Origin of the sequence: Enterobacter cloacae complex sp. I3 (assembly GCF_014896175.1) — a bacterium.
GTDB classification, from domain to species: Bacteria; Pseudomonadota; Gammaproteobacteria; order Enterobacterales; family Enterobacteriaceae; genus Enterobacter; species Enterobacter bugandensis.
Genome location: NZ_JADBQZ010000021.1, coordinates 61,444 through 80,597, shown reverse-complemented (window position 1 = coordinate 80,597; position 19,154 = coordinate 61,444). Strand labels below are relative to the sequence as shown.

Here is a 19,154-nt window from a genome sequence, read left to right as displayed (position 1 = left end):
AACGCCTTCTCCTTGCTGGAGAAGGTGTGTTGATTATCGACGACGATAGTTTTTCTGCGCCGTATTCACCTTATACAGGTACCGGCGGGATTCCGCAGACGGGTGGCGGGTGGTGAGGGTAGAGTAAACATCCCCCGGCGCCATGCTGTTGATGATGTTCGCAGCCTGCACTTTGTCATTCGAGAAGACGCGCAGCACGCTGCCCGCGCCGCCGTTATAGGCGGTGATTACCGCGTAGCGACGCGACGTCGGGTTATCAATTCCGCCGAGATAGACATTGTTCAGCATCGCCAGATAGGCCGTGCCGGTATCAATGTTGCTTTGCGGATCGAACAGGTAGCTGCGGCTCGGCGTGCCGGATTTCCCCTGCGAGCGGAAGACGTCTTTACCGGCGCTGTGCTGGACAACCTGCATCAGCCCCAGCGCGTCGGAACGGCTCACCGCGTACGGGTTGAACGAGGATTCGGTCTGCATAATCGCCAGGATCAGAGACTCGTCCACGCCATACTTACGCGATGCCTGACGCACCATGCCCAGATACTTATGCGCACGCTTGTCGAGGTGGTTCGGGACAAGGTTAATGGTAACGCTGTAGATAATCTTCAGGCCGTTAGAGCGGCTCTTCAGGCGCGTCTGCAGCAGGTAGTCGGCAAATTTCGTGGCGCGACCTTCCCAGCGGATCGGCTGTCCGGTCTGGTCGACAACCTGACCGTACAGGAACGGCTCTTTCGAAATGGTGATGTCGTCCGCATCGGAGTAGAGATCGATAGATCCCGGATCGTCACCCATCAGCAGGGTTTTGACGATCGCCTGACGCAGCCGTGCCGCAGGGTCGGTGCCTGCGATGGTCTCAATGGTGATCGTACCCTCATCAAAGTTGATGTGGCTACGGGTCAGATAGGCGTCGGTGTACTTAACGTAGTCCTTCGGTCCGGCAATAAGAACTTCGTTAAATCCCCATATGTTCTCGATGTTATGGGCAAACTGCCCCATCAAAATGTCAAAACCGTTGGTGTCCTTGACCCAGGCTTCGTTGTAATCATCGCCTTTTTTGGACGAGCACGAGACCAGCAACGGCGCAACAAGGGCTAGCGCTAAAAGTTTTTTCATCATTCCGGGAGTGCGTGTTGTGTTTGCTTTTACGGCGGGGTTTCACCCGCACGCTGTTATTTTTCCGGCGGCGTATAGCCTTCGATGTGGACGTCTTTGCCCTCGAACAGGAAGCTCACCATCTCCTGCTCCAGCAGCTTGCGGTGCTCCGGGTTCATCATGCTGAGCTTTTTCTCGTTGATCAGCATAGTCTGTTTTTTCTGCCACTGTCCCCAGGCTTCTTTGGAGATCTCGTTATAGATGCGCTTGCCCAGGTCGCCCGGGTAGAGCTGGAAATCCTGGCCTTCAGCGTCGCGCTGCAGGAAAGTACAAAAAATGGTTCTGGCCATACGTATTCCTCTTTGTGTTGCCGATGCTAAACCATTGCACCGGCACGTAATTGCTGTAACAGGCGCTCCACGGGAGCCGCCAGCCCGACTGATGGCGGTTGCGCTAAGTTATACCAGAGAGCGGTGCCTTCATCCATGCAGGAGGTGAATGAGGACACGGGAAGCCACATCGGTACTATATCCAGATGGAAATGGCTGAAGGTGTGGCGAAACGCGGTCAGCTGCGTCAGGGTATCTGCCGCAATGCCGCGCTGTTTAAGCCATTCACGCAGCAAGTCTTCATCTTCAAACTGTGGGAAGCAGTATAGACCACCCCACAGACCGCTCGGCGGACGCTGGGCGAGGAAGACCTCGTCACCGTGCTGCATCAGCAGCATATAGCCGGTGCGCTCCGGCAGCGTCTGTTTAGGTTTCTTACCCGGATACTGCGCCCATGACTGGTTGGCATACGCCACGCAGAGGTTGTTCACCGGGCAGAGTTCGCACTTTGGTTTTGAGCGCGTGCAGACCATCGCGCCGAGATCCATCATCGCCTGGTTAAAACGCTCTACGCCCTTCGCCGGGGTCACCGCTTCAGCGATCTCCCACAGGCGTTTTTCAACGTCTTTCTTACCCGGCCAGCCGTCAACGGCGTAGCAGCGTGCGAGCACGCGCTTCACGTTGCCGTCGAGGATCGGGAAATGCTTGCCTAATGAAAGGGAGAGGATCGCGCCTGCGGTTGAACGTCCGACACCGGGTAAATCGGCCACCTCGTCGAAGGTTTCCGGGAATTTACCGTTGTGGCGGGTGGCGACCTGCTGCGCGGCCTTGTGCAGGTTGCGCGCGCGGGCGTAATAGCCCAGCCCGGTCCACAGGTGCAGCACTTCGTCCAACGGCGCGTTTGCCAGGTCGGTGACCGTCGGGAAGCGTGCCATAAAACGCTCGAAGTAAGGGATTACGGTGGCGACCTGCGTTTGTTGCAACATCACCTCGGAGAGCCATACTTTGTAGGGCGTTTTTTCAATTTGCCAGGGCAGGGTTTTACGCCCGTATTTGTCGTACCAGTCCAGCACCTGGGCTGAAAATTGAGAGGCTTGCATGGTCATCGATTCGCATAATCAGGGACGCAGATTGCAGCACAGCGTCCATCTGCTGTAAACCGGATCTTTCCCATGCTTGCATAGAAGCCTTAACTTTGGATAATGCCCGTTTCCCGAACATTCTCACAAGCAGACAACTCTTTTATGAAAAACGACGTCATTTCACCGGAATTTGATGAAAACGGTCGCCCGCTGCGCCGTATTCGCAGCTTTGTCCGCCGTCAGGGCCGCCTGACCAAAGGGCAGCAACACGCGCTGGACAACTACTGGCCGGTGATGGGCGTTGAGTTCAGCGAGCAGCCGCTCGACTTTACCGAGCTGTTTGGCCGCGACGCGCCCGTCACGCTGGAGATCGGGTTTGGTATGGGCACCTCGCTGGTCACCATGGCGAAAGCGCGCCCGGAGCAGAACTTCCTCGGCATTGAAGTACACTCCCCGGGCGTCGGCGCGTGCCTGGCAACGGCCCACGAAGAGGGCGTTGAGAACCTGCGCGTGATGTGTCACGACGCGGTGGAAGTGCTGCACAAAATGATTCCTGACAATTCTTTGAATATGGTTCAGCTCTTTTTCCCTGACCCATGGCACAAAGCGCGTCATAATAAACGCCGTATCGTTCAGGCACCGTTTGCCGAGCTGGTGAAAAGCAAGCTCAAGCTGGGCGGCGTTTTCCACATGGCGACCGACTGGGAACCTTATGCGGAACACATGCTGGAAGTGATGTCGTCGCTGGACGGGTACAAAAATCAGTCCGAGAGCAACGACTACGTACCGCGTCCGGAATCGCGTCCGGTGACAAAATTTGAACAGCGTGGCCATCGTCTTGGTCACGGCGTATGGGACTTAATGTTCGAGAGGGTGAAATAATGGCAAAGAATCGTAGCCGTCGTCTGCGTAAAAAGATGCACATCGAAGAATTCCAGGAAGTGGGCTTCTCCGTTGCCTGGCGTTTCCCGGAAGGCACCAGCGTTGAGCAGATCGACCAGGACGTTGATGCGTTCATCAACGAGGTAATCGAGCCAAACAAGCTGGCCTTCGACGGTAGCGGCTACCTGGCGTGGGAAGGTCTGATCTGCACCCAGGAAGTGGGCAAATGCACCGAAGAACATCAGGCCCTGGTTCGCAAATGGCTTGAAGAGCACAAGCTGGAAGATGTCCGCGTGAGCGAACTTTTCGACGTTTGGTGGGACTAATAAAGCAGTAAGCGGGCCAGCATTAGCTGGCCCATTTTGTCTGAGGGAGTGTTTAAGATGCGCAAAACGTTGCTGGCTGTTGCTTTGATGGCAACCGGATTCACCGCCCATGCGGATTATCAATGTAGCGTCACCCCGCGTGATGACGTGGTGTTAAGCCCGCAAACCGTGCAGGTCAAAGGCGAGAACGGCAATCTGGTGATTACGCCGGAAGGGAACGTCACCTTTAACGGCAAACAGTACAACCTGACTGCCGCACAGCGTGAGCAGGCGAAAGATTATCAGGCCGATTTGCGTACCGCGCTGCCATGGATTAATGAAGGCGCCCTGACGCGCGTCGAAAAGAGCCGCGTCGCGCTGGACAAAATCATCACTAAAGAGGTGGGGGAGAGCAGTAATATGCGCTCCCGCCTTACGAAGCTCGACAAGCAGCTCAAAGAGCAGATGAACCGCATTATCGAGACGCGCTCTGATGGCCTGACGTTCCACTATAAGGCGATCGATCAGGTCCGTGCTGACGGCCAGCAGCTGGTGAACCAGGCGATGGGCGGCATCCTGCAGGACAGCATTAACGAGATGGGCGCCAAAGCCGTGCTGAAAGGCGGCGGTAACCCGCTGCAGGGTGTGCTGGGCAGCCTTGGCGGCTTGCAGACTTCCATTCAGAACGAGTGGAAGAACCAGGAAGATGATTTCCAGCAGTTCGGCAAAGACGTGTGTAAACGCGTGGTGTCGCTGGAAGACAGCCGGAAGGCGCTGGTGGGGACGCTGAAGTAAGTTCTCTGCGCGCTGGGCCCCTCACCCCAGCCCTCTCCCCTGGGGAGAGGGTGTAATTGTTCCCTCTCCCTGTGGGAGAGGGTTAGGGTGAGGGCATCAGGCAGCGCAGTCGTTGCCTGATAGCCATTAACACCTCCTCCTCGTTTGTCCTGAATTCGTTATTCCAGAACCGTAGTATTTCCCAGCCGTTCGCATTAAAAAATTCAGTACGACGTGAATCATAGGTTTCGTTATTCTGATGTTGGCCACCGTCCAGCTCGATAATCAGCTTTGCCTTAAAACAGGCAAAATCCACGATATATGCACCAATCGGCATCTGGCGGCGAAACTTATAACCAAAGAAGCGGCGTCCCCTGAGTAAATACCAGAGGCGTAACTCTTCGGGCGTCATTTGTTTACGGAGTTGTTTTGATTTTTCCATCCCCACACTCTGCCAGCCTTTCCCTTAGCCGGCAGAACGGGATGCGAAATCCTGAATCAGCCTTCAGGAATCTTCGGCGAGGAACAGCTCAAGAAGGGAGTTTAAGAACAGCTTGCCGTGCTCGGTGATCTGCCAGCATTCCTCACTCTCGGTGAGATACCCCTTTGCCAGCGCTTCGTCAATCTGCGGACGAATCACCGATTCCGTCAGGCCGGTGTACAGCGAAAACTCCGCGCGCGGCGCGGCTTCCAGCAGGCGGAAACGGTTCATAAAGAACTCAAACGGCTTATCCGCCGCCTCAACGTCGTGCTGACGCTCCAGGTAGCGGCCTTCCATATACCCGCGCGGGTGGCGGGTTTTGGCGGTGCGAAGGATGCGACCGTCCGGGAAGGTCACCTTGCCGTGGGCGCCGCAGCCAATCCCCAGATAATCACCAAAACGCCAGTAGTTCAGGTTGTGCTGACACTGGAAGCCCGGCTTCGCGTAGGCGGACGTTTCATACTGCTGATACCCGGCAGCGGTCAAAAGCGTGTGGCCCTGCTCGAAGATATCCCACAGCGCGTCGTCATCCGGCAGCACCGGCGGGCGGGAGCCGAAAAGCGTGTTTGGCTCGATGGTGAGCTGATACCACGACAAATGCGGCGGGTTCAGTTCAATTGCCTGGCGCAGATCGTCCAGCGCCTCTTCCAGCGACTGATCCGGCAGGCCATGCATCAAATCGAGGTTAAAGCTGCGCAGCCCAAGCCCCGTTGCCAGGTTCGCCGCGCGCTTCGCCTCTTCCGGGCCGTGAATGCGACCCAGACGCTTCAGCTTCGGCTCGCTAAAGCTCTGCACGCCGATGGAGATGCGGTTCACGCCCGCGCGCTGATAGTCGACAAAACGGTCGGCCTCAACGGTGCCGGGGTTGGCTTCCATCGTAATTTCCGCATCCGCCGCCAGGTTCAGGCGCGCACGCACGCCGTCCAGCAGCGTCTGCATTGCCGGGCCTGACAGCAGGCTCGGCGTACCGCCACCAATGAAAATGGTCTTAACTTCACGTCCCTGTGCGTACGGCACATCGGCGTCCAGGTCGGCCAGCAGATGTGCGACGTAGTCATCGTGCGGCACTTCGCCCTTCAGCGCGTGCGAATTGAAATCGCAGTACGGGCATTTCTGCACGCACCACGGGATATGAATATAAAGACTCAGAGGCGGCAAATTAGCCATTACGCAGTGCTTCCAGTAACAGTTTCAGCGCGCGTCCACGGTGGGAAATCGCACTTTTCTCTTCGCGGGTCAGTTCCGCAGCGGTTTTGCCCTCGGTCGGGACAAAGAAAATCGGGTCGTAGCCAAAGCCGCCGTTGCCCGCCGCTTCACGGGTAATCACGCCCGGCCAGCTGCCGTGACAGACAATCGGCGTCGGGTCTTCCGCATGACGCATGTAGACCAGCACGCAGTGGAACTGCGCGGTACGCTGTTCGTCGGGAACGTCCTTCAGGGCCACGAGCAGCTTTTCCAGATTCTGCTGGTCGGTGGCGTCCACCCCGGAATAGCGCGCGGAGTAAATCCCCGGCGCACCGCCGAGAAAATCCACGGCCAGACCGGAGTCGTCGGCAATCGCGGGCAGGCCGGTTACCTGCGCCGCATGGCGCGCTTTCAGAATGGCGTTTTCGATAAACGTCAGGCCCGTCTCTTCGGCGGACTCCACGCCCAGCTCGGTCTGAGCCACCACGTCCAGCCCAAAATCATTTAATAGCGAGGCCAGCTCGCGCACTTTACCGGCGTTACCGGTCGCGAGAACAACTTTCTGCATGGTTTAGTCCTGTTCTGTCAGAGCCGCGACTTCCGTCGGGATAGATTGCGGATTAAGGATTTTTACCTGTTTATGCCGCCCAAGTTCACCTTTTTCAATGATGACCTGGCTTTTGGCGACGCGAAACTGTTTTGCCAGATATTTGGTCAGATGCGCATTCGCCTGGCCATCGACCGGTGGGGCGGTGATGGCGACCTTTAGCTCGTCGCCATGCAGCCCAACAATACTGTCACGGCTGGCTTTCGGCTGAATATACAGCCGTAAAACCAGCCCGTCGGCGCAGGTGCTTACTGCACTCATAGCGCCATCCACAGCCCCGGCAGCAGCATATCGCCCGTAGACTGGAGCAGTTCGGCGATCCCCATGTTGATCACATAGAGCAGCAGCACCAGGATCATCGGGGAGAAGTCGATGCCGCCCATGGACGGAAGCAGGTTACGGATCGGACGCAGCAGCGGCTCGGCCAGCTGAATCAAGGCGTACTCTACCGGGCTACGCCCCTGGCTTACCCAGCTCATGATCGCCATCACCAGCAGTACCCAGAAGATCAGCAAACCGACGGTTTTGATCAGAATCAGAACGGCGGCAATCCAGATAATCGGCTGGAAGGTGATGACCATAAACAGCACGATGGCTTTGAGCACGCTCAGAATAAACGCCACCAGCAGCGAAGCGCTGTCGATGGGGCCCATGGCCGGGATAATACGGCGCAGCGGTCCGACAACAGGTTGCGTGATTTTCACGACAAACTGGGAGAACGGATTGTAAAAGTCACAGCGGGCCCACTGCATCCAGACGCGCAGCAAAAGCGCCATCGTGTACAGCTCAATGACCGTTGAGAGCAGGAAAGTCAACGTCTTCATGGCGTTCCTCAGGTTTCCTTATTATTTGGTGTAGTCGCGCGCACCGAAAATGGCTGTGCCGATGCGCACCATAGTGCTGCCTGCCGCGATGGCGGCTTCCATATCATCCGACATGCCCAGTGAAAGCGTGTCTACCGTTTCATAGCGCGCTTTAAGCGCCTCAAATGCTACAGCCATTTGCTGTGCCACGGCAAACTGCCTTTCATAACTTGACTCAGGTGCCGGAATGGCCATCAGTCCGCGCAGGGTTAAGCGCGGCAGGGCGGCCACCTCTGCGGCCAGCGCATCCAGCTCGCTCAGCGCAATGCCGGACTTGCTGTTTTCATCACTGATGTTGATTTGAATCAGCACGTTAAGCGCAGGCATCTCCGCCGGGCGCTGGTCGCTCAGACGGGAAGCAATACGCAGACGGTCGATGGTATGGCACCAGTCAAAGTGCTCTGCTACCAGACGGCTTTTGTTCGACTGCAGGGGACCAATAAAGTGCCATTGCAGATCGGACGTCTCCTGCTCCTGGAAGTAGCGAATTTTATCCACACCTTCCTGCACGTAGTTTTCGCCAAACGCCCGGTGACCTGCAGCAATCGCTTCTGCGATGGCGCTCGCAGGCTTGGTTTTGCTGACTGCAAGCAACGTAATTTCTTCTGAAGCACGGCCGCAACGCGTTGCAGCGGCTGAGATTTTGTCCCGGACCTGTGCCAGGTTATGCGCAATGTCGTTCATTTTCCGAGGAGTAGTCTATGGATGTGGAAGAAATTGTGGCCCTTAGTGTAAAGCATAACGTCTCCGATCTACACCTGTGCAGTGATTCACCACCGCGCTGGCGCAGATTGGGCCGCCTTGAGCCGGCCCCGTTTCCGCCGCCGGATGTCGGGGCGTTGCTAAAGGCGTGGCTCAACGACGAACAGCAGGGCGCATGGTGGGCAAACGGGCAGGTCGATTTTGCCGTGACGGTCGCAGGAGACCAGCGTCTGCGCGGCAGTGCGTTTAAGCAGATGAAGGGCATCTCCGTTACCTTGCGGCTGTTGCCGCGTTCCTGTCCGCAGCTCCCTTCGCTTGGGGTGCCGCGCGCTATTCCCGAACTGTTGTCCAGCGACAACGGGTTGATTCTGGTAACGGGAGCGACCGGCAGCGGTAAATCCACCACGCTGGCCGCAATGGTCGACTTCCTCAACCGCCATACTGACGGCCATATCCTCACGCTTGAAGATCCGGTGGAGTTTATGTACCAGAGTGAACGTTGCCTGATTCAGCAGCGGGAGATAGGCCAGCACAGCCCGTCATTTGCAGAGGCGCTGCGCAGTGCGTTACGCGAGGACCCGGACGTTATTTTGCTGGGGGAGCTGCGCGACAGCGAAACGATCCGCCTGGCGCTGACGGCGGCGGAGACCGGGCATCTGGTGCTGGCGACGCTGCACACGCGCGGGGCAGCACAGGCGATTGAACGGCTGGTCGATACGTTCCCGGCGCAGGAGAAAGATCCGGTGCGTAACCAGCTGGCTGGCAGCCTGCGGGCAGTGCTGGCGCAAAAGCTGCTTCCCGATCTTCAGGGCGGGCGCGTCGCGCTGTACGAGCTGCTGGTAAACACCGCGGCGGCGGCGAATCTGATTCGTGAGGGGAAGACGTGGCAGCTGCCCGGCATCATTCAAACCGGCCAGCAGGCCGGAATGCAGAACTTTGACCAGAGCCTGGCGGAGAGACGGGCACAGGGGCGGCTGTAGGCCCCTGCGTTAAAAGCCCTGTTCGAAGTAGCTTTCGAGGATGATAACGGCTGAAGCGGAGTCTACGCTGCCTTTGTTGAGCGCCCGGAAGCCACCGTGTTCAAACAGGCCTGCACGCGCTTCGACGGTGCTGAGACGCTCGTCGTGAAGCTTCACGGAGACGCCAAAGCGGCCATGGATTTTATTGGCGAATTTACGCGCGCGGGCGGTAAGCGGTTGCTCGGTGCCGTCCATGTTCAGCGGCAGGCCGACAATCACGTCGTCCGGCTGCCACTCTTTGAGCAGGCGCTCAATTAGGTTCCAGTCCGGCGTGCCGTCGTTAGCTTTCAGCGCCGTGAGCGGGCGGGCGGTGCCGGTGATCCGTTGACCCACGGCGACGCCGATGCTTTTGGTGCCGAAGTCGAAGGCGAGAAGGGTGCCGCTCATTACGCGTGCCCCGCTACGCCAGGCATGGTCAGGATATCGATGCCAATCAGCTTTGCCGCGTCACGCCAGCGATCGGCAATAGGGGTTTTAAACAGAATATTCATGTCCGCAGGTGCGGTAAGCCAGGCGTTATCGAGGATCTCTTGCTCAAGCTGGCCTTTCTCCCACGACGAATAGCCCAGCGCCACCAGCACTTCGGAAGGCTGCTCAGCGGTGCCCAGCGTTTCAAGCACGTCGCGCGAGGTGGTGATCACGGTGTTATCGGAGATGCGAATGCTGGAAGAGAATACCGGCGGGGTATGCAGGATAAAGCCGCGATCTTCGGCAAGAGGTCCACCCAGCATCACCGGTTTATCAAGCCGGATTTCCGGCAGGCGCGCTTCAGCCGAGATTTTCAGCTTGTCCAGAATCCCTTCAACCTGCAGGTTTTCCAGCGGTTTGTTGATGATAATACCCATCGCGCCGTCTTCATTGTATTCACAAATATAAACCACGGCGCGGCGAAAAATCGGATCCTGGAGAGCAGGCATGGCAATAAGAAAGTGATGCTGTAAATTCATTGTCAGAGGTACTGTTTCCTGGTTTAAAAAGCGACAGCGCCCAGTATGGGGATAAACCCAGGCGCTGTCACAGTTTATTTCTGTAAACGTTTTTCGATAGCGTCCATCAGCATTCCGGTGATCGAGATCGGGAACTCCGCTTCGATTTCGCGAATGCAGGTTGGGCTGGTGACGTTAACTTCAGTCAGGCGATCGCCGATGATATCCAGGCCAACAAAGATCAGGCCTTTGGCTTTCAGCGTTGGGCCAACGCGGCGGGCAATTTCCCAGTCGCTTTCGGTTAGCGGGCGCGGCTCGCCGCGGCCACCTGCCGCCAGGTTACCGCGGGTTTCGCCACCCTGTGGGATACGCGCCAGGCAGTAAGGCACCGGCTCACCGTCCACGACCAGCACGCGCTTATCGCCATCTTTGATCGCTGGAATATAGTTTTGCGCCATGCAGTAACGCGTGCCCAGCTCGGTCAGCGTTTCGGCAATCACACCAATGTTCGGGTCGCCTTCCTTCACGCGGAAAATAGACGCGCCGCCCATGCCGTCCAGCGGCTTCATGATGATGTCGCCGTGCTTCTGCCAGAATTCTTTCAGCTGCGTTTTGCTGCGGGTGACCAGCGTTTCCGGCGTCAGGTCAGAGAACCAGGCGGTGTAAAGCTTCTCGTTGCAGTCGCGCAGGCTCTGCGGCTTGTTGACGATCAGCGTCCCTTTCTCTTCGGCACGCTCAAGGATGTAGGTGCTATAGATGTATTCGGTGTCAAACGGCGGATCTTTACGCATCAGGATAACGTTGAGGTCGGCCAGGGCAATGTCCTGCTCGGTGCCGAATTCGTACCATTTGTCGTAGTTCTGCTCGACGTTAACGATGCGGGTGCGTGCGCGGGCTTCACCGTTGATCAGATAAAGATCGTTCATCTCCATATAGTGGAGCTCATAGCCACGACGCTGCGCTTCCAGCAGCATGGCGAAGCTGGAGTCTTTCTTGATGTTAATGTTTGCGATGGGATCCATCACGATGCCGAGCTTTATCATGTTCTTCTCCGTTAATACTTCAACCCAGATCGCCAAACCGTACCTGTAGCGCGGTTATGGCCGTGAGTGCCGTTGTCTCAGTGCGCAGAACGCGAGGTCCCAACAGAATATCAGTAAACTGGTAGCGCGCCGTCATCGCAATTTCGTCCGCCGACAGGCCGCCTTCCGGGCCAATCAGCAGGCGTACGCGCTCAACGGGCAGCGGCAGCGTATTGATGCTGGCGCTGGCGCGCGGATGAAGATTGAGCTTCAGCCCGCTATCCTCTTCTGCACACCAGTCCTCCAGATCCATCGCCGGGCGGATCTCCGGAATACGGTTGCGGCCGCTCTGTTCGCAGGCCGCAATGGCGATTTTCTGCCACTGCTGGATCTTTTTGTTCAGACGTTCCGCATCCAGTTTAACGCCACAGCGCTCGGAAAAAAGTGGCGTAATGAGGCTTACACCCAGCTCAATGGATTTTTGAATGGTGAATTCCATCTTTTCTCCGCGCGACATCACCTGCCCAAGGTGGATGTGCAGCGGCGATTCACGGTCGTCCACTTCGCCGCGCAAGACATTCACATGCACGCTTTTTTTATCCGCCCGCGTGATTTCCGCGTCGAAAACCTGATTAGAGCCGTCGAACAGCTGTATTGCCTGGCCAGCCCCCATGCGCAGCACGCGGCCAACGTGGTTGGCGGCGTCGTCAGACAGGGCGATTTCGCGGCCTGCGGTAATCAGTTCAGGGTGGTAAATGCGGGGAATGCGCATAGTCAAAAATTCCATATGTCATGCGGTATAAGCGAATTGCCGTAGTGTAGGTTAGCTCTTTTGCGCCTGGCAAGCCCGCTGGACGTACGGGTTATGATTCCCCTGGACTCTGGCGATACGTTCGTCGCGCTGGCATTCCCATTCCGTCACCGGATACTGCTTATCCCAGGCATTGAACAGCTGCGTCTGCTGGCGTGAAAGGTTGAGGTCATAACGGTCACGCATGTAGAAGTAGGTGCGGGCGATGCTGCCGCGCGCGCGGGCAGGGGGCTCGGCGACTTTCTCTTTGAAATCTACCTTCATACCGCACTGGCCGTACTGGCCTTCGCCACCGTTCCACTGGCTGTACATGAAATTGCCGCGGTCGCCGTTCACTTCACCAAGCGCAGGCTGCAGGTTATGCATGTCGCTTTCCATCTGGCGATAAACCGGATCTTTGGCGCAGTTTTTACGTCCGCCGTCCTGCCAGCACTGGCGCTGGTGACCAAACTGCCAGGCCGGAACGACATGCTCCCACTCGATGCGGCTGGCGCGGTTTTCGTTTTTACGCACCTTATAGCCGCAGGATTCGAGGTCAACGACCCCTTTTTTGCCCTGCCAGTTAATTTTGCAGCCGCAGTAGAAATCGCCCGGCACATCGGCGTTCACCTTCACGCCTGCTGCCTTGGCCTGGGAAAAACTGTTGATACCGTCGGCCAGGGCCTGACCGGAAAGCGCCGTCGCCAGAAAAGCGACCGCGAGAGAAACATTACGGGACATCTTACACTCCGTGTCAAAACGAGCCCGCAACGTAACGAATGTTGTTCCTGTATGCAATCAGTCAGATCAGGAAAGTTCCTGAAAGTTCAGGTGATTACTCCGCAATCAGCGGTTCGCCGCATTTGACGCAGCGGTAGGTCGCCTCGCCGCGCACCACGCGGTTATGGCGGCGGACGGTAAGCTGGTGCTGCTGGCACTGGCAGCGGTAGGGGAAGGTATTGCGGCGCACCGATTCCAGCTCGAACTGATGGGTACGGCGCGCCGGAACGCCGAGCACCGCTTCCATCATCCACTTCCACTCTTTGCCGTGCGGTGCGACGCGGCCAAAATGCTTCCATACCAGAAGGTGCGCCAGCTCGTGCGGCACCACTTCTTCAATAAACGCCTGCTGGTTTTCCATCATCAGCACCGGGTTCAGGCGGATCTCGTACGATTCCAGCCAGGCGGTGCCGGCTGCGGTGCCGCGCTGCTGATAGACCAGCTTCGGTTCAGGGTAATTGCGGCCGAGTTTCAGATTCGCCTGGGCAAGTTTTTCCCGCAGGCTGCGCATAACGGCTTGCTGAATGGCGATGGGGAGACGGGGAGCTTTCATAGGGGCAGAGCATAAAGCGGGAAGCGGGGAGGCGCAAGAGGCGCCTCCCGCAAGAGGATTAGTCGTGGGCGCCGATTTCGCGCAGCGGACGACCTTTCATCAGGTTACGTTCAATATGTTCCAGAGAAACATGTTTGGTTTCTGGAACCAGCCAGACGGTCAGCACAATAAAGAAGATATTCAGACCGGCGTAGACCCAGAAGGTGTTGGCATTGCCCAGGGTGTTGAGCATGGTCAGGAACGTTGCACCGACGATCATGTTGGCAATCCAGTTGGTTGCGGTAGAGCAGGTGATACCAAAATCACGCCCTTTCAGCGGCTGGATTTCAGAGCACAGTACCCAAATCAGCGGACCGGCGCTCATCGCAAACCCGACGATAAACATCAGCAACATACCCACCGCGAAGTACTGGGCGGTTGGGGAGTGGATGCCCACATGCATCATCGTACCGAGAACGCCCATACCCGTCGCCATCACCAGGAAGCCCAGGGTCAGGGTTGGCTTACGACCCCAGCGGTCCACCAGGCCGATGGCGATAAAGGTCGCCAGCACGTTGGTCAGGCCCACGATGACGGTGCCCCACATCTGCTCGGTGGTGTTGGTGTAACCCGCCAGTTCAAAGATTTTTGGCGCGTAGTACATGATGACGTTCATCCCGGTGAACTGCTGCATCACCTGCAGCAGCACGCCGAGGAACACCGCCCGACGGAAGTTGCTGTTCTCTTTAAACAGCGCCCAGCCGGACTGTTTTACCTTCAGGCTTTCGCGGATCTCTTCCAGCTCGTTTTTCGCTTCCGCGCTGGTATCGCGCAGGCGGAGCAGCACGCGTTCGGCATCAACGAAGCGGCGTTTGGCGGCAAACCAGCGCGGGCTGTCCGGCAGGAAGAAGACGCCAATCAGCAGCAGAATGGCCGGGATGATGATCACGCCGAGCATCCAGCGCCATGCGCCGCTGTAGCTGAACGCGGTATCGGACAGGTAAGCGCCGAGAATACCGATGGTGATCATCAGCTGGTACATGGAAATCATGCTGCCGCGGATTTTCTCCGGCGCAATTTCGGAGAGGTAGAGCGGGGCGGTGTAAGACGCCACGCCCACCGCAAGGCCCAGCAGCACGCGGGAAAGAATAAGCACTTCAACGTTAGGGGCGGCAGCGGAGAAGAGCGAACCGGCGACGAAGAGGATCGCACCGATCATCAGGCTCTTTTTGCGTCCGAGCTTGAAGGAGAGCCAGCCGCTGCCGACGGCCCCAACGGCCGCACCGAACATCATGGAGCTAACCACCCATTCCTGGGTATGCGCGTTAATCTGGAATTCGTCTGCGATGAAGGGAAGAGCGCCGGCAATGACGCCGATATCCAGGCCAAAGAGTAATCCTGCCAGGGCGGCGAGGAAGCAGACGAAGAAAGTCATCGCCTTGTTGGACGTACGCCCCTGTTTTTTATTGTCAGGCATTATGCCCTCCAGTTGGGTTATCAGTTTTATTGATGATAAGGGTAGGTGAGCGACCCGTAAAAATATGTGAGATTAATCACAATGGTGTAATCGGTTACACTAACGTGCAACCGTAAAAATTATTAAAGCTTTGAAAATATAGAGGTAAACGAGGTGATGCGCATCGCGTTTGTTTGAATTTCAGACTTAACTGAAAGGAAATGTAACAGCAGAAGAAAGGCGAACATGCAAAGAGATTATTCTGAAAGCGGAGTGGTGCCGGTGCGGTGTAATCGCTTTCAGTTGTGCGGCTTTAGCCGCCCCCCGACATAAAAAAAGCCAGCACAAAGGCTGGCCTGTTTAATACTCTCGGCTGTCGATTACTTCAGACCGGCAGCTTCACGCAGCAGAGCGGCTTTGTCGGTTTTTTCCCATGGGAAATGTTCACGACCAAAGTGACCGTATGCAGCGGTTTCCTGGTAGATTGGGTGCAGCAGATCCAGCATCTGAATCAGGCCGTATGGACGCAGGTCGAAGAACTCGCGCACCAGCAGGGTCAGCTGTTCTGAAGGCACTTTTTCAGTTCCGAAGGTTTCCACCATGATGGAGGTTGGCTCAGCCACGCCGATTGCGTAGGAAACCTGAATTTCACAGCGGTCAGCCAGGCCGGCAGCAACGATGTTTTTCGCCACATAACGTGCAGCATACGCGGCAGAACGGTCAACTTTAGACGGATCTTTACCGGAGAACGCGCCGCCACCGTGACGCGCCATGCCGCCGTAGGTATCAACGATGATTTTACGACCGGTCAGGCCGCAGTCGCCCATTGGGCCGCCGATAACAAAGCGTCCGGTTGGGTTGATGAAGAATTTGGTTGCTGAGCTCAGCCATTCGGTTGGCAGAACTGGCTTGATGATCTCTTCCATCACTGCTTCCTGCAGGGATTTCTGATCGATCTCTTCGGCATGCTGGGTAGACAGCACCACCGCGTCAATACCGACGATTTTGCCGTCGTCGTACTGGAAGGTGACCTGGCTTTTCGCATCCGGGCGCAGCCACGGCAGGGTGCCGTTTTTACGCACTTCAGCCTGACGCTGCACCAGACGGTGTGCGTAGGTCACAGGTGCTGGCATCAGCACGTCGGTTTCGTTGGTTGCATAACCGAACATCAGGCCCTGGTCGCCCGCGCCCTGTTCCAGCGGATCGGCACGGTCAACGCCCTGGTTGATGTCCGGAGACTGTTTACCAATCGCGCTCAGTACCGCGCAGGAGTTGGCATCAAAGCCCATATCAGAATGCACATAGCCGATCTCACGCACCGTGTTACGGGTGATCTCTTCGATATCAACCCATGCGCTGGTGGTGATCTCACCGCCAACCAGAACCATGCCGGTTTTGACATAGGTTTCACACGCTACGCGCGCTTTAGGATCCTGCGCCAGGATCGCATCCAGCACCGCATCGGAGATTTGGTCAGCAATTTTATCAGGATGTCCTTCTGATACGGACTCGGACGTAAACAGGTGTTTTGCCATGTTTTATTTCACCTAAGAGGAATTTGGTTAGCTCAAGCTGCTGTGTGGAATAGCCAAAGGAGATAATTCTACCAAGGCCTGAAGGTTTTTGACACTGGCAGTATGAGTGTTAATCAGTATAGATGGATTAACATCTGGATGGCTATTTTAGGTCACTTCTTCGCCCGATTTCCAGTTTTTTTTGATTCATCTCTCACTGCGTTGAAATGGCTGCTGGAAATTTTTCCTGACGCTGCTGGCAACACGCGTATTTTTGTTTTGCTTTTTAGCCCCCTTCTCGGTATAAAACGCGGCGCGCGGCTCATATAAAATCAGCGCTCGATGAATACATCGTGTCGCCACTTCCAGCCGGGTTAAGCAGTGAACTTTTAGCTATGGCTTGGGGTCCGTTTCATCAGAGGCGGCCGTGGAGGTGATACGAGATAATGAACCATCGTTTTCCGCTAATTCAGCGCTGCCGTTCTGGCGCGCCATTGATTCCCGCAACCCGCATTTCTAGTCTGCAAACCTGCCGATGTTATACCCATCTCGGCGCTTCTCAGGATTCAAGGGCCGGTTACGCTCTGTGAAAACTGAACAAGGGCGCTCTTGTTAATACAAGAGTTTTCTCGTGGTTTCGCCGAACCTTGTCATACAGAGTTCGGATACGTGTTTTACAATGATATGAATAAGAAACCGGTCGCACGGTCTGGATTTCAGCATACTCTGCTGGGAAACGGAGCCGTTTATGGGTTGTTATCGCCGTATAACGCTGCGATAGTAGTCAACTGTTTTACACTTAATACAAAGAGTTGAGGTTCGCTATGTCTGACGACATGTCTTCTTTTTCGCCTTCGTCAGCGGGCGAACAGGGTGTACTACGTTCTATGCAGGAGGTTGCGATGAGCTCCCAGGAAGCCAGCAAGATGCTGCGCACTTACAATATTGCCTGGTGGGGCAATAACTACTACGACGTCAACGAGCTGGGCCACATCAGCGTCTGCCCGGACCCGGACGTCCCTGAAGCGCGCGTGGATCTCGCTAAGCTGGTGAAAGCCCGTGAAGCGCAGGGCCAGCGTTTGCCTGCACTGTTCTGCTTCCCGCAGATCCTGCAACATCGCCTGCGTTCCATTAACGCCGCGTTCAAGCGCGCGCGTGAATCCTACGGCTATAACGGCGACTACTTCCTGGTTTACCCGATCAAGGTGAACCAGCACCGCCGCGTAATCGAATCCCTGATCCACTCCGGCGAACCGCTGGGACTGGAAGCAGGCTCCAAAGCGGAGCTGATGGCGGTTCTGGCGCACGCGGGCATGACCCGGTCGGTGATCGTCTGTAACGGCTATAAAGACCGCGAATACATTCGTCTGGCGCTGATTGGCGAGAAGATGGGCCACAAGGTCTATCTGGTTATCGAGAAGATGACCGAAATTGCCATCGTGCTGGAAGAGGCCGAGCGTCTGAACGTTATTCCACGCCTTGGCGTACGTGCGCGACTGGCGTCGCAGGGGTCCGGTAAATGGCAGTCTTCCGGCGGTGAAAAATCCAAGTTCGGCCTCGCGGCGAACCAGGTACTGCAGCTGGTGGAGATCCTGCGCGAGCGCGGTCGTCTGGACAGCATTCAGCTGCTGCACTTCCACCTTGGCTCGCAGATGGCCAATATTCGCGACATCGCCACCGGCGTGCGTGAGTCCGCGCGTTTCTACGTTGAGCTGCACAAGCTTGGCGTGAATATTCAGTGCTTCGACGTGGGCGGTGGCCTGGGCGTGGACTACGAAGGAACCCGCTCGCAGTCCGACTGCTCGGTGAACTACGGCCTGAACGAATACGCCAACAACATCATCTGGGCGATTGGCGATGCCTGCGAAGAGCACGGCCTGCCGCACCCGACAGTGATCACCGAATCTGGCCGCGCGGTTACCGCGCACCATACGGTGCTGGTGTCTAACATCATCGGCGTCGAGCGCAGCGAAATCACCGAAGCTACGCCTCCGGCAGACGATGCCCCACGTTCCCTGCAAAGCATGTGGGAAACCTGGCAGGAGATGCACGAGCCGGGCACGCGCCGTTCCCTGCGCGAATGGCTGCACGACAGCCAGATGGATCTGCACGATATTCACGTCGGCTACTCTTCGGGCACCTTCAGCCTGCAGGAGCGCGCGTGGGCGGAGCAGCTCTATCTGAACATGTGCCATGAAGTGCAGAAGCAGCTCGACCCGAGCAACCGCGCGCATCGTCCGATTATCGACGAGTTGCAGGAGCGTATGGCGGACAAAATGTACGTCAACTTCTCCCTGTTCCAGTCGATGCCGGATGCCTGGGGGATCGACCAGCTGTTCCCGGTTCTGCCGCTGGAAGGGCTGAACCACGCTCCGGAACGTCGCGCGGTGCTGCTGGACATCACCTGTGACTCTGACGGCGCGATTGATCACTACGTTGACGGTGACGGTATCGCAACGACGATGCCAATGCCGGAATACGACCCGGAGAACCCGCCAATGCTGGGCTTCTTTATGGTCGGGGCGTATCAGGAGATCCTCGGCAACATGCACAACCTGTTCGGCGATACCGAAGCGGTTGACGTGTTTGTCTTCCCTGACGGCAGCGTCGAGGTTGAACTGTCCGATGAAGGGGACACCGTGGCGGATATGCTGGAATACGTGCAGCTGGATCCGAAAAAACTGCTCACCCAGTTCCGCGACCAGGTGAAAAACACCGGTCTGGACGACGCGCTGCAGCAGCAGTTCCTGGAAGAGTTTGAAGCGGGTCTGTACGGGTACACCTACCTGGAAGACGAGTAGTAAAACCTCCCTCTC

Annotated in this window: 24 protein-coding genes; 7 read left to right on the top strand and 17 right to left on the bottom strand. The window is 56.8% G+C overall.

All coding sequences use genetic code 11. The features are described from left to right. Nucleotides 1-33: 33 nt before the first annotated feature. The 3 genes from mltC to mutY are packed head-to-tail and all read right to left on the bottom strand — an operon-like array spanning nucleotide 34 to nucleotide 2,518. Entirely contained in the window at nucleotides 34-1,110 is a 1,077-nt protein-coding gene (mltC, locus tag IM271_RS17080; RefSeq protein ID WP_045260773.1) for a membrane-bound lytic murein transglycosylase MltC, read from the bottom strand. 56 nt (nucleotides 1,111-1,166) lie between these two features. Then, nucleotides 1,167-1,439, bottom strand: coding sequence for an oxidative damage protection protein (locus IM271_RS17075; protein ID WP_023309138.1), 273 nt, complete (start codon nucleotides 1,437-1,439; stop codon nucleotides 1,167-1,169). Between the two features lie 26 nt (nucleotides 1,440-1,465). Continuing rightward, entirely contained in the window at nucleotides 1,466-2,518 is a 1,053-nt protein-coding gene (mutY, locus tag IM271_RS17070) for an A/G-specific adenine glycosylase (RefSeq protein ID WP_169804859.1), read from the bottom strand. Between the two features lie 144 nt (nucleotides 2,519-2,662). On the opposite strand from mutY, the gene trmB reads away from it, so the two are divergent. From trmB to IM271_RS17055, 3 genes are read left to right on the top strand one after another with little or no spacing between them, the layout of a single operon-like run. Further along, nucleotides 2,663-3,382, top strand: coding sequence for a tRNA (guanosine(46)-N7)-methyltransferase TrmB (gene trmB / locus IM271_RS17065; RefSeq protein WP_028014376.1), 720 nt, complete (start codon nucleotides 2,663-2,665; stop codon nucleotides 3,380-3,382). After that, nucleotides 3,382-3,708: a YggL family protein gene (locus IM271_RS17060; RefSeq protein WP_028014375.1), complete on the top strand. Its 327-nt coding sequence runs from the start codon at nucleotides 3,382-3,384 to the stop codon at nucleotides 3,706-3,708. The genes trmB and IM271_RS17060 overlap by 1 nt, the downstream gene beginning before the upstream one ends. A gap of 57 nt (nucleotides 3,709-3,765) precedes the next feature. Further along, complete coding sequence (locus IM271_RS17055; protein ID WP_041908321.1) at nucleotides 3,766-4,482, top strand: DUF2884 domain-containing protein; 717 nt, start codon at nucleotides 3,766-3,768, stop codon at nucleotides 4,480-4,482. Between the two features lie 82 nt (nucleotides 4,483-4,564). Here the strand turns inward: IM271_RS17055 and IM271_RS17050 are convergent, their stop codons facing one another. From IM271_RS17050 to IM271_RS17025, 6 genes are all read right to left on the bottom strand, one after another. Next, nucleotides 4,565-4,903, bottom strand: coding sequence for an endonuclease domain-containing protein (locus tag IM271_RS17050; protein WP_047367545.1), 339 nt, complete (start codon nucleotides 4,901-4,903; stop codon nucleotides 4,565-4,567). A 63-nt stretch (nucleotides 4,904-4,966) separates the two neighbouring features. Beyond that, a complete protein-coding gene (gene hemW, locus IM271_RS17045) occupies nucleotides 4,967-6,109 on the bottom strand; it encodes a radical SAM family heme chaperone HemW (RefSeq protein WP_193052918.1) in 1,143 nt (380 codons plus the stop codon). Further along, a complete protein-coding gene (locus tag IM271_RS17040) occupies nucleotides 6,102-6,695 on the bottom strand; it encodes an XTP/dITP diphosphatase (protein ID WP_010435473.1) in 594 nt (197 codons plus the stop codon). The genes hemW and IM271_RS17040 overlap by 8 nt, the downstream gene beginning before the upstream one ends. Before the next feature lie 3 nt (nucleotides 6,696-6,698). Continuing rightward, the gene (yggU, locus tag IM271_RS17035; RefSeq protein WP_014885193.1) at nucleotides 6,699-6,995 is read right to left on the bottom strand and encodes a DUF167 family protein YggU; all 297 of its coding nucleotides are present in this window, start codon (nucleotides 6,993-6,995) and stop codon (nucleotides 6,699-6,701) included. Beyond that, nucleotides 6,992-7,558 (bottom strand): YggT family protein, encoded by a 567-nt coding sequence (locus IM271_RS17030; RefSeq protein WP_045260768.1) that lies wholly within the window; start codon nucleotides 7,556-7,558, stop codon nucleotides 6,992-6,994. The genes yggU and IM271_RS17030 overlap by 4 nt, the downstream gene beginning before the upstream one ends. Nucleotides 7,559-7,579: 21 nt before the next feature. Continuing rightward, nucleotides 7,580-8,281 carry a YggS family pyridoxal phosphate-dependent enzyme gene (locus tag IM271_RS17025; protein WP_028014370.1) on the bottom strand — a complete coding sequence of 234 codons (702 nt, stop codon included), beginning with the start codon at nucleotides 8,279-8,281 and terminating at the stop codon, nucleotides 7,580-7,582. Nucleotides 8,282-8,298: 17 nt separating this feature from the next. On the opposite strand from IM271_RS17025, the gene IM271_RS17020 reads away from it, so the two are divergent. Further along, nucleotides 8,299-9,279 carry a type IV pilus twitching motility protein PilT gene (locus tag IM271_RS17020; RefSeq protein WP_041908325.1) on the top strand — a complete coding sequence of 327 codons (981 nt, stop codon included), beginning with the start codon at nucleotides 8,299-8,301 and terminating at the stop codon, nucleotides 9,277-9,279. A 9-nt stretch (nucleotides 9,280-9,288) separates the two neighbouring features. Here IM271_RS17020 and ruvX read toward each other — a convergent pair whose 3' ends face one another. From ruvX to metK, 8 genes are all read right to left on the bottom strand, one after another. After that, entirely contained in the window at nucleotides 9,289-9,705 is a 417-nt protein-coding gene (gene ruvX / locus IM271_RS17015) for a Holliday junction resolvase RuvX (protein ID WP_021242076.1), read from the bottom strand. Then, nucleotides 9,705-10,265, bottom strand: a complete 561-nt coding sequence (locus IM271_RS17010) for a YqgE/AlgH family protein (protein ID WP_028014368.1) — start codon at nucleotides 10,263-10,265, stop codon at nucleotides 9,705-9,707. The genes ruvX and IM271_RS17010 overlap by 1 nt, the downstream gene beginning before the upstream one ends. 74 nt (nucleotides 10,266-10,339) lie before the next feature. Then, nucleotides 10,340-11,287 (bottom strand): glutathione synthase, encoded by a 948-nt coding sequence (gene gshB / locus IM271_RS17005; protein ID WP_041908326.1) that lies wholly within the window; start codon nucleotides 11,285-11,287, stop codon nucleotides 10,340-10,342. 19 nt (nucleotides 11,288-11,306) lie between these two features. After that, the gene (gene rsmE, locus IM271_RS17000) at nucleotides 11,307-12,038 is read right to left on the bottom strand and encodes a 16S rRNA (uracil(1498)-N(3))-methyltransferase (protein WP_041908327.1); all 732 of its coding nucleotides are present in this window, start codon (nucleotides 12,036-12,038) and stop codon (nucleotides 11,307-11,309) included. A 51-nt stretch (nucleotides 12,039-12,089) separates the two neighbouring features. Beyond that, nucleotides 12,090-12,797: a deoxyribonuclease I gene (gene endA, locus IM271_RS16995; RefSeq protein WP_193052917.1), complete on the bottom strand. Its 708-nt coding sequence runs from the start codon at nucleotides 12,795-12,797 to the stop codon at nucleotides 12,090-12,092. Nucleotides 12,798-12,891: 94 nt separating this feature from the next. Beyond that, nucleotides 12,892-13,389 carry a SprT family zinc-dependent metalloprotease gene (locus IM271_RS16990; protein WP_028014364.1) on the bottom strand — a complete coding sequence of 166 codons (498 nt, stop codon included), beginning with the start codon at nucleotides 13,387-13,389 and terminating at the stop codon, nucleotides 12,892-12,894. A gap of 58 nt (nucleotides 13,390-13,447) precedes the next feature. Continuing rightward, complete coding sequence (gene galP / locus IM271_RS16985) at nucleotides 13,448-14,845, bottom strand: galactose/proton symporter (protein WP_041908328.1); 1,398 nt, start codon at nucleotides 14,843-14,845, stop codon at nucleotides 13,448-13,450. Nucleotides 14,846-15,204: 359 nt separating this feature from the next. Beyond that, a complete protein-coding gene (metK, locus tag IM271_RS16980) occupies nucleotides 15,205-16,359 on the bottom strand; it encodes a methionine adenosyltransferase (protein WP_041908329.1) in 1,155 nt (384 codons plus the stop codon). A 138-nt stretch (nucleotides 16,360-16,497) separates the two neighbouring features. Here metK and IM271_RS16975 point away from each other — a divergent pair, with 138 nt between their 5' ends. The 3 genes from IM271_RS16975 (at nucleotide 16,498) to speA (ending at nucleotide 19,139) form a co-directional block, all read left to right on the top strand. Further along, a complete protein-coding gene (locus IM271_RS16975) occupies nucleotides 16,498-16,668 on the top strand; it encodes a hypothetical protein (protein ID WP_050590110.1) in 171 nt (56 codons plus the stop codon). Between the two features lie 354 nt (nucleotides 16,669-17,022). Then, the gene (gene yqgB / locus IM271_RS16960) at nucleotides 17,023-17,154 is read left to right on the top strand and encodes an acid stress response protein YqgB (protein ID WP_127312443.1); all 132 of its coding nucleotides are present in this window, start codon (nucleotides 17,023-17,025) and stop codon (nucleotides 17,152-17,154) included. Between the two features lie 8 nt (nucleotides 17,155-17,162). Then, nucleotides 17,163-19,139 (top strand): biosynthetic arginine decarboxylase, encoded by a 1,977-nt coding sequence (gene speA, locus IM271_RS16955; RefSeq protein WP_045629995.1) that lies wholly within the window; start codon nucleotides 17,163-17,165, stop codon nucleotides 19,137-19,139. Nucleotides 19,140-19,154: the final 15 nt, after the last annotated feature.

What these genes read in the sequence shown, in the direction of transcription:
- mltC (WP_045260773.1), bottom strand. Translation starts at nt 1,110, where the DNA reads ATGAAAAAACTTTTAGCGCTAGCCCTTGTTGCGCCGTTGCTGGTCTCG.
- IM271_RS17075 (WP_023309138.1), bottom strand. Translation starts at nt 1,439, where the DNA reads ATGGCCAGAACCATTTTTTGTACTTTCCTGCAGCGCGACGCTGAAGGC.
- mutY (WP_169804859.1), bottom strand. Translation starts at nt 2,518, where the DNA reads ATGCAAGCCTCTCAATTTTCAGCCCAGGTGCTGGACTGGTACGACAAA.
- trmB (WP_028014376.1), top strand. Translation starts at nt 2,663, where the DNA reads ATGAAAAACGACGTCATTTCACCGGAATTTGATGAAAACGGTCGCCCG.
- IM271_RS17060 (WP_028014375.1), top strand. Translation starts at nt 3,382, where the DNA reads ATGGCAAAGAATCGTAGCCGTCGTCTGCGTAAAAAGATGCACATCGAA.
- IM271_RS17055 (WP_041908321.1), top strand. Translation starts at nt 3,766, where the DNA reads ATGCGCAAAACGTTGCTGGCTGTTGCTTTGATGGCAACCGGATTCACC.
- IM271_RS17050 (WP_047367545.1), bottom strand. Translation starts at nt 4,903, where the DNA reads ATGGAAAAATCAAAACAACTCCGTAAACAAATGACGCCCGAAGAGTTA.
- hemW (WP_193052918.1), bottom strand. Translation starts at nt 6,109, where the DNA reads ATGGCTAATTTGCCGCCTCTGAGTCTTTATATTCATATCCCGTGGTGC.
- IM271_RS17040 (WP_010435473.1), bottom strand. Translation starts at nt 6,695, where the DNA reads ATGCAGAAAGTTGTTCTCGCGACCGGTAACGCCGGTAAAGTGCGCGAG.
- yggU (WP_014885193.1), bottom strand. Translation starts at nt 6,995, where the DNA reads ATGAGTGCAGTAAGCACCTGCGCCGACGGGCTGGTTTTACGGCTGTAT.
- IM271_RS17030 (WP_045260768.1), bottom strand. Translation starts at nt 7,558, where the DNA reads ATGAAGACGTTGACTTTCCTGCTCTCAACGGTCATTGAGCTGTACACG.
- IM271_RS17025 (WP_028014370.1), bottom strand. Translation starts at nt 8,281, where the DNA reads ATGAACGACATTGCGCATAACCTGGCACAGGTCCGGGACAAAATCTCA.
- IM271_RS17020 (WP_041908325.1), top strand. Translation starts at nt 8,299, where the DNA reads ATGGATGTGGAAGAAATTGTGGCCCTTAGTGTAAAGCATAACGTCTCC.
- ruvX (WP_021242076.1), bottom strand. Translation starts at nt 9,705, where the DNA reads ATGAGCGGCACCCTTCTCGCCTTCGACTTCGGCACCAAAAGCATCGGC.
- IM271_RS17010 (WP_028014368.1), bottom strand. Translation starts at nt 10,265, where the DNA reads ATGAATTTACAGCATCACTTTCTTATTGCCATGCCTGCTCTCCAGGAT.
- gshB (WP_041908326.1), bottom strand. Translation starts at nt 11,287, where the DNA reads ATGATAAAGCTCGGCATCGTGATGGATCCCATCGCAAACATTAACATC.
- rsmE (WP_041908327.1), bottom strand. Translation starts at nt 12,038, where the DNA reads ATGCGCATTCCCCGCATTTACCACCCTGAACTGATTACCGCAGGCCGC.
- endA (WP_193052917.1), bottom strand. Translation starts at nt 12,797, where the DNA reads ATGTCCCGTAATGTTTCTCTCGCGGTCGCTTTTCTGGCGACGGCGCTT.
- IM271_RS16990 (WP_028014364.1), bottom strand. Translation starts at nt 13,389, where the DNA reads ATGAAAGCTCCCCGTCTCCCCATCGCCATTCAGCAAGCCGTTATGCGC.
- galP (WP_041908328.1), bottom strand. Translation starts at nt 14,845, where the DNA reads ATGCCTGACAATAAAAAACAGGGGCGTACGTCCAACAAGGCGATGACT.
- metK (WP_041908329.1), bottom strand. Translation starts at nt 16,359, where the DNA reads ATGGCAAAACACCTGTTTACGTCCGAGTCCGTATCAGAAGGACATCCT.
- IM271_RS16975 (WP_050590110.1), top strand. Translation starts at nt 16,498, where the DNA reads ATGGCTATTTTAGGTCACTTCTTCGCCCGATTTCCAGTTTTTTTTGAT.
- yqgB (WP_127312443.1), top strand. Translation starts at nt 17,023, where the DNA reads ATGAATAAGAAACCGGTCGCACGGTCTGGATTTCAGCATACTCTGCTG.
- speA (WP_045629995.1), top strand. Translation starts at nt 17,163, where the DNA reads ATGTCTGACGACATGTCTTCTTTTTCGCCTTCGTCAGCGGGCGAACAG.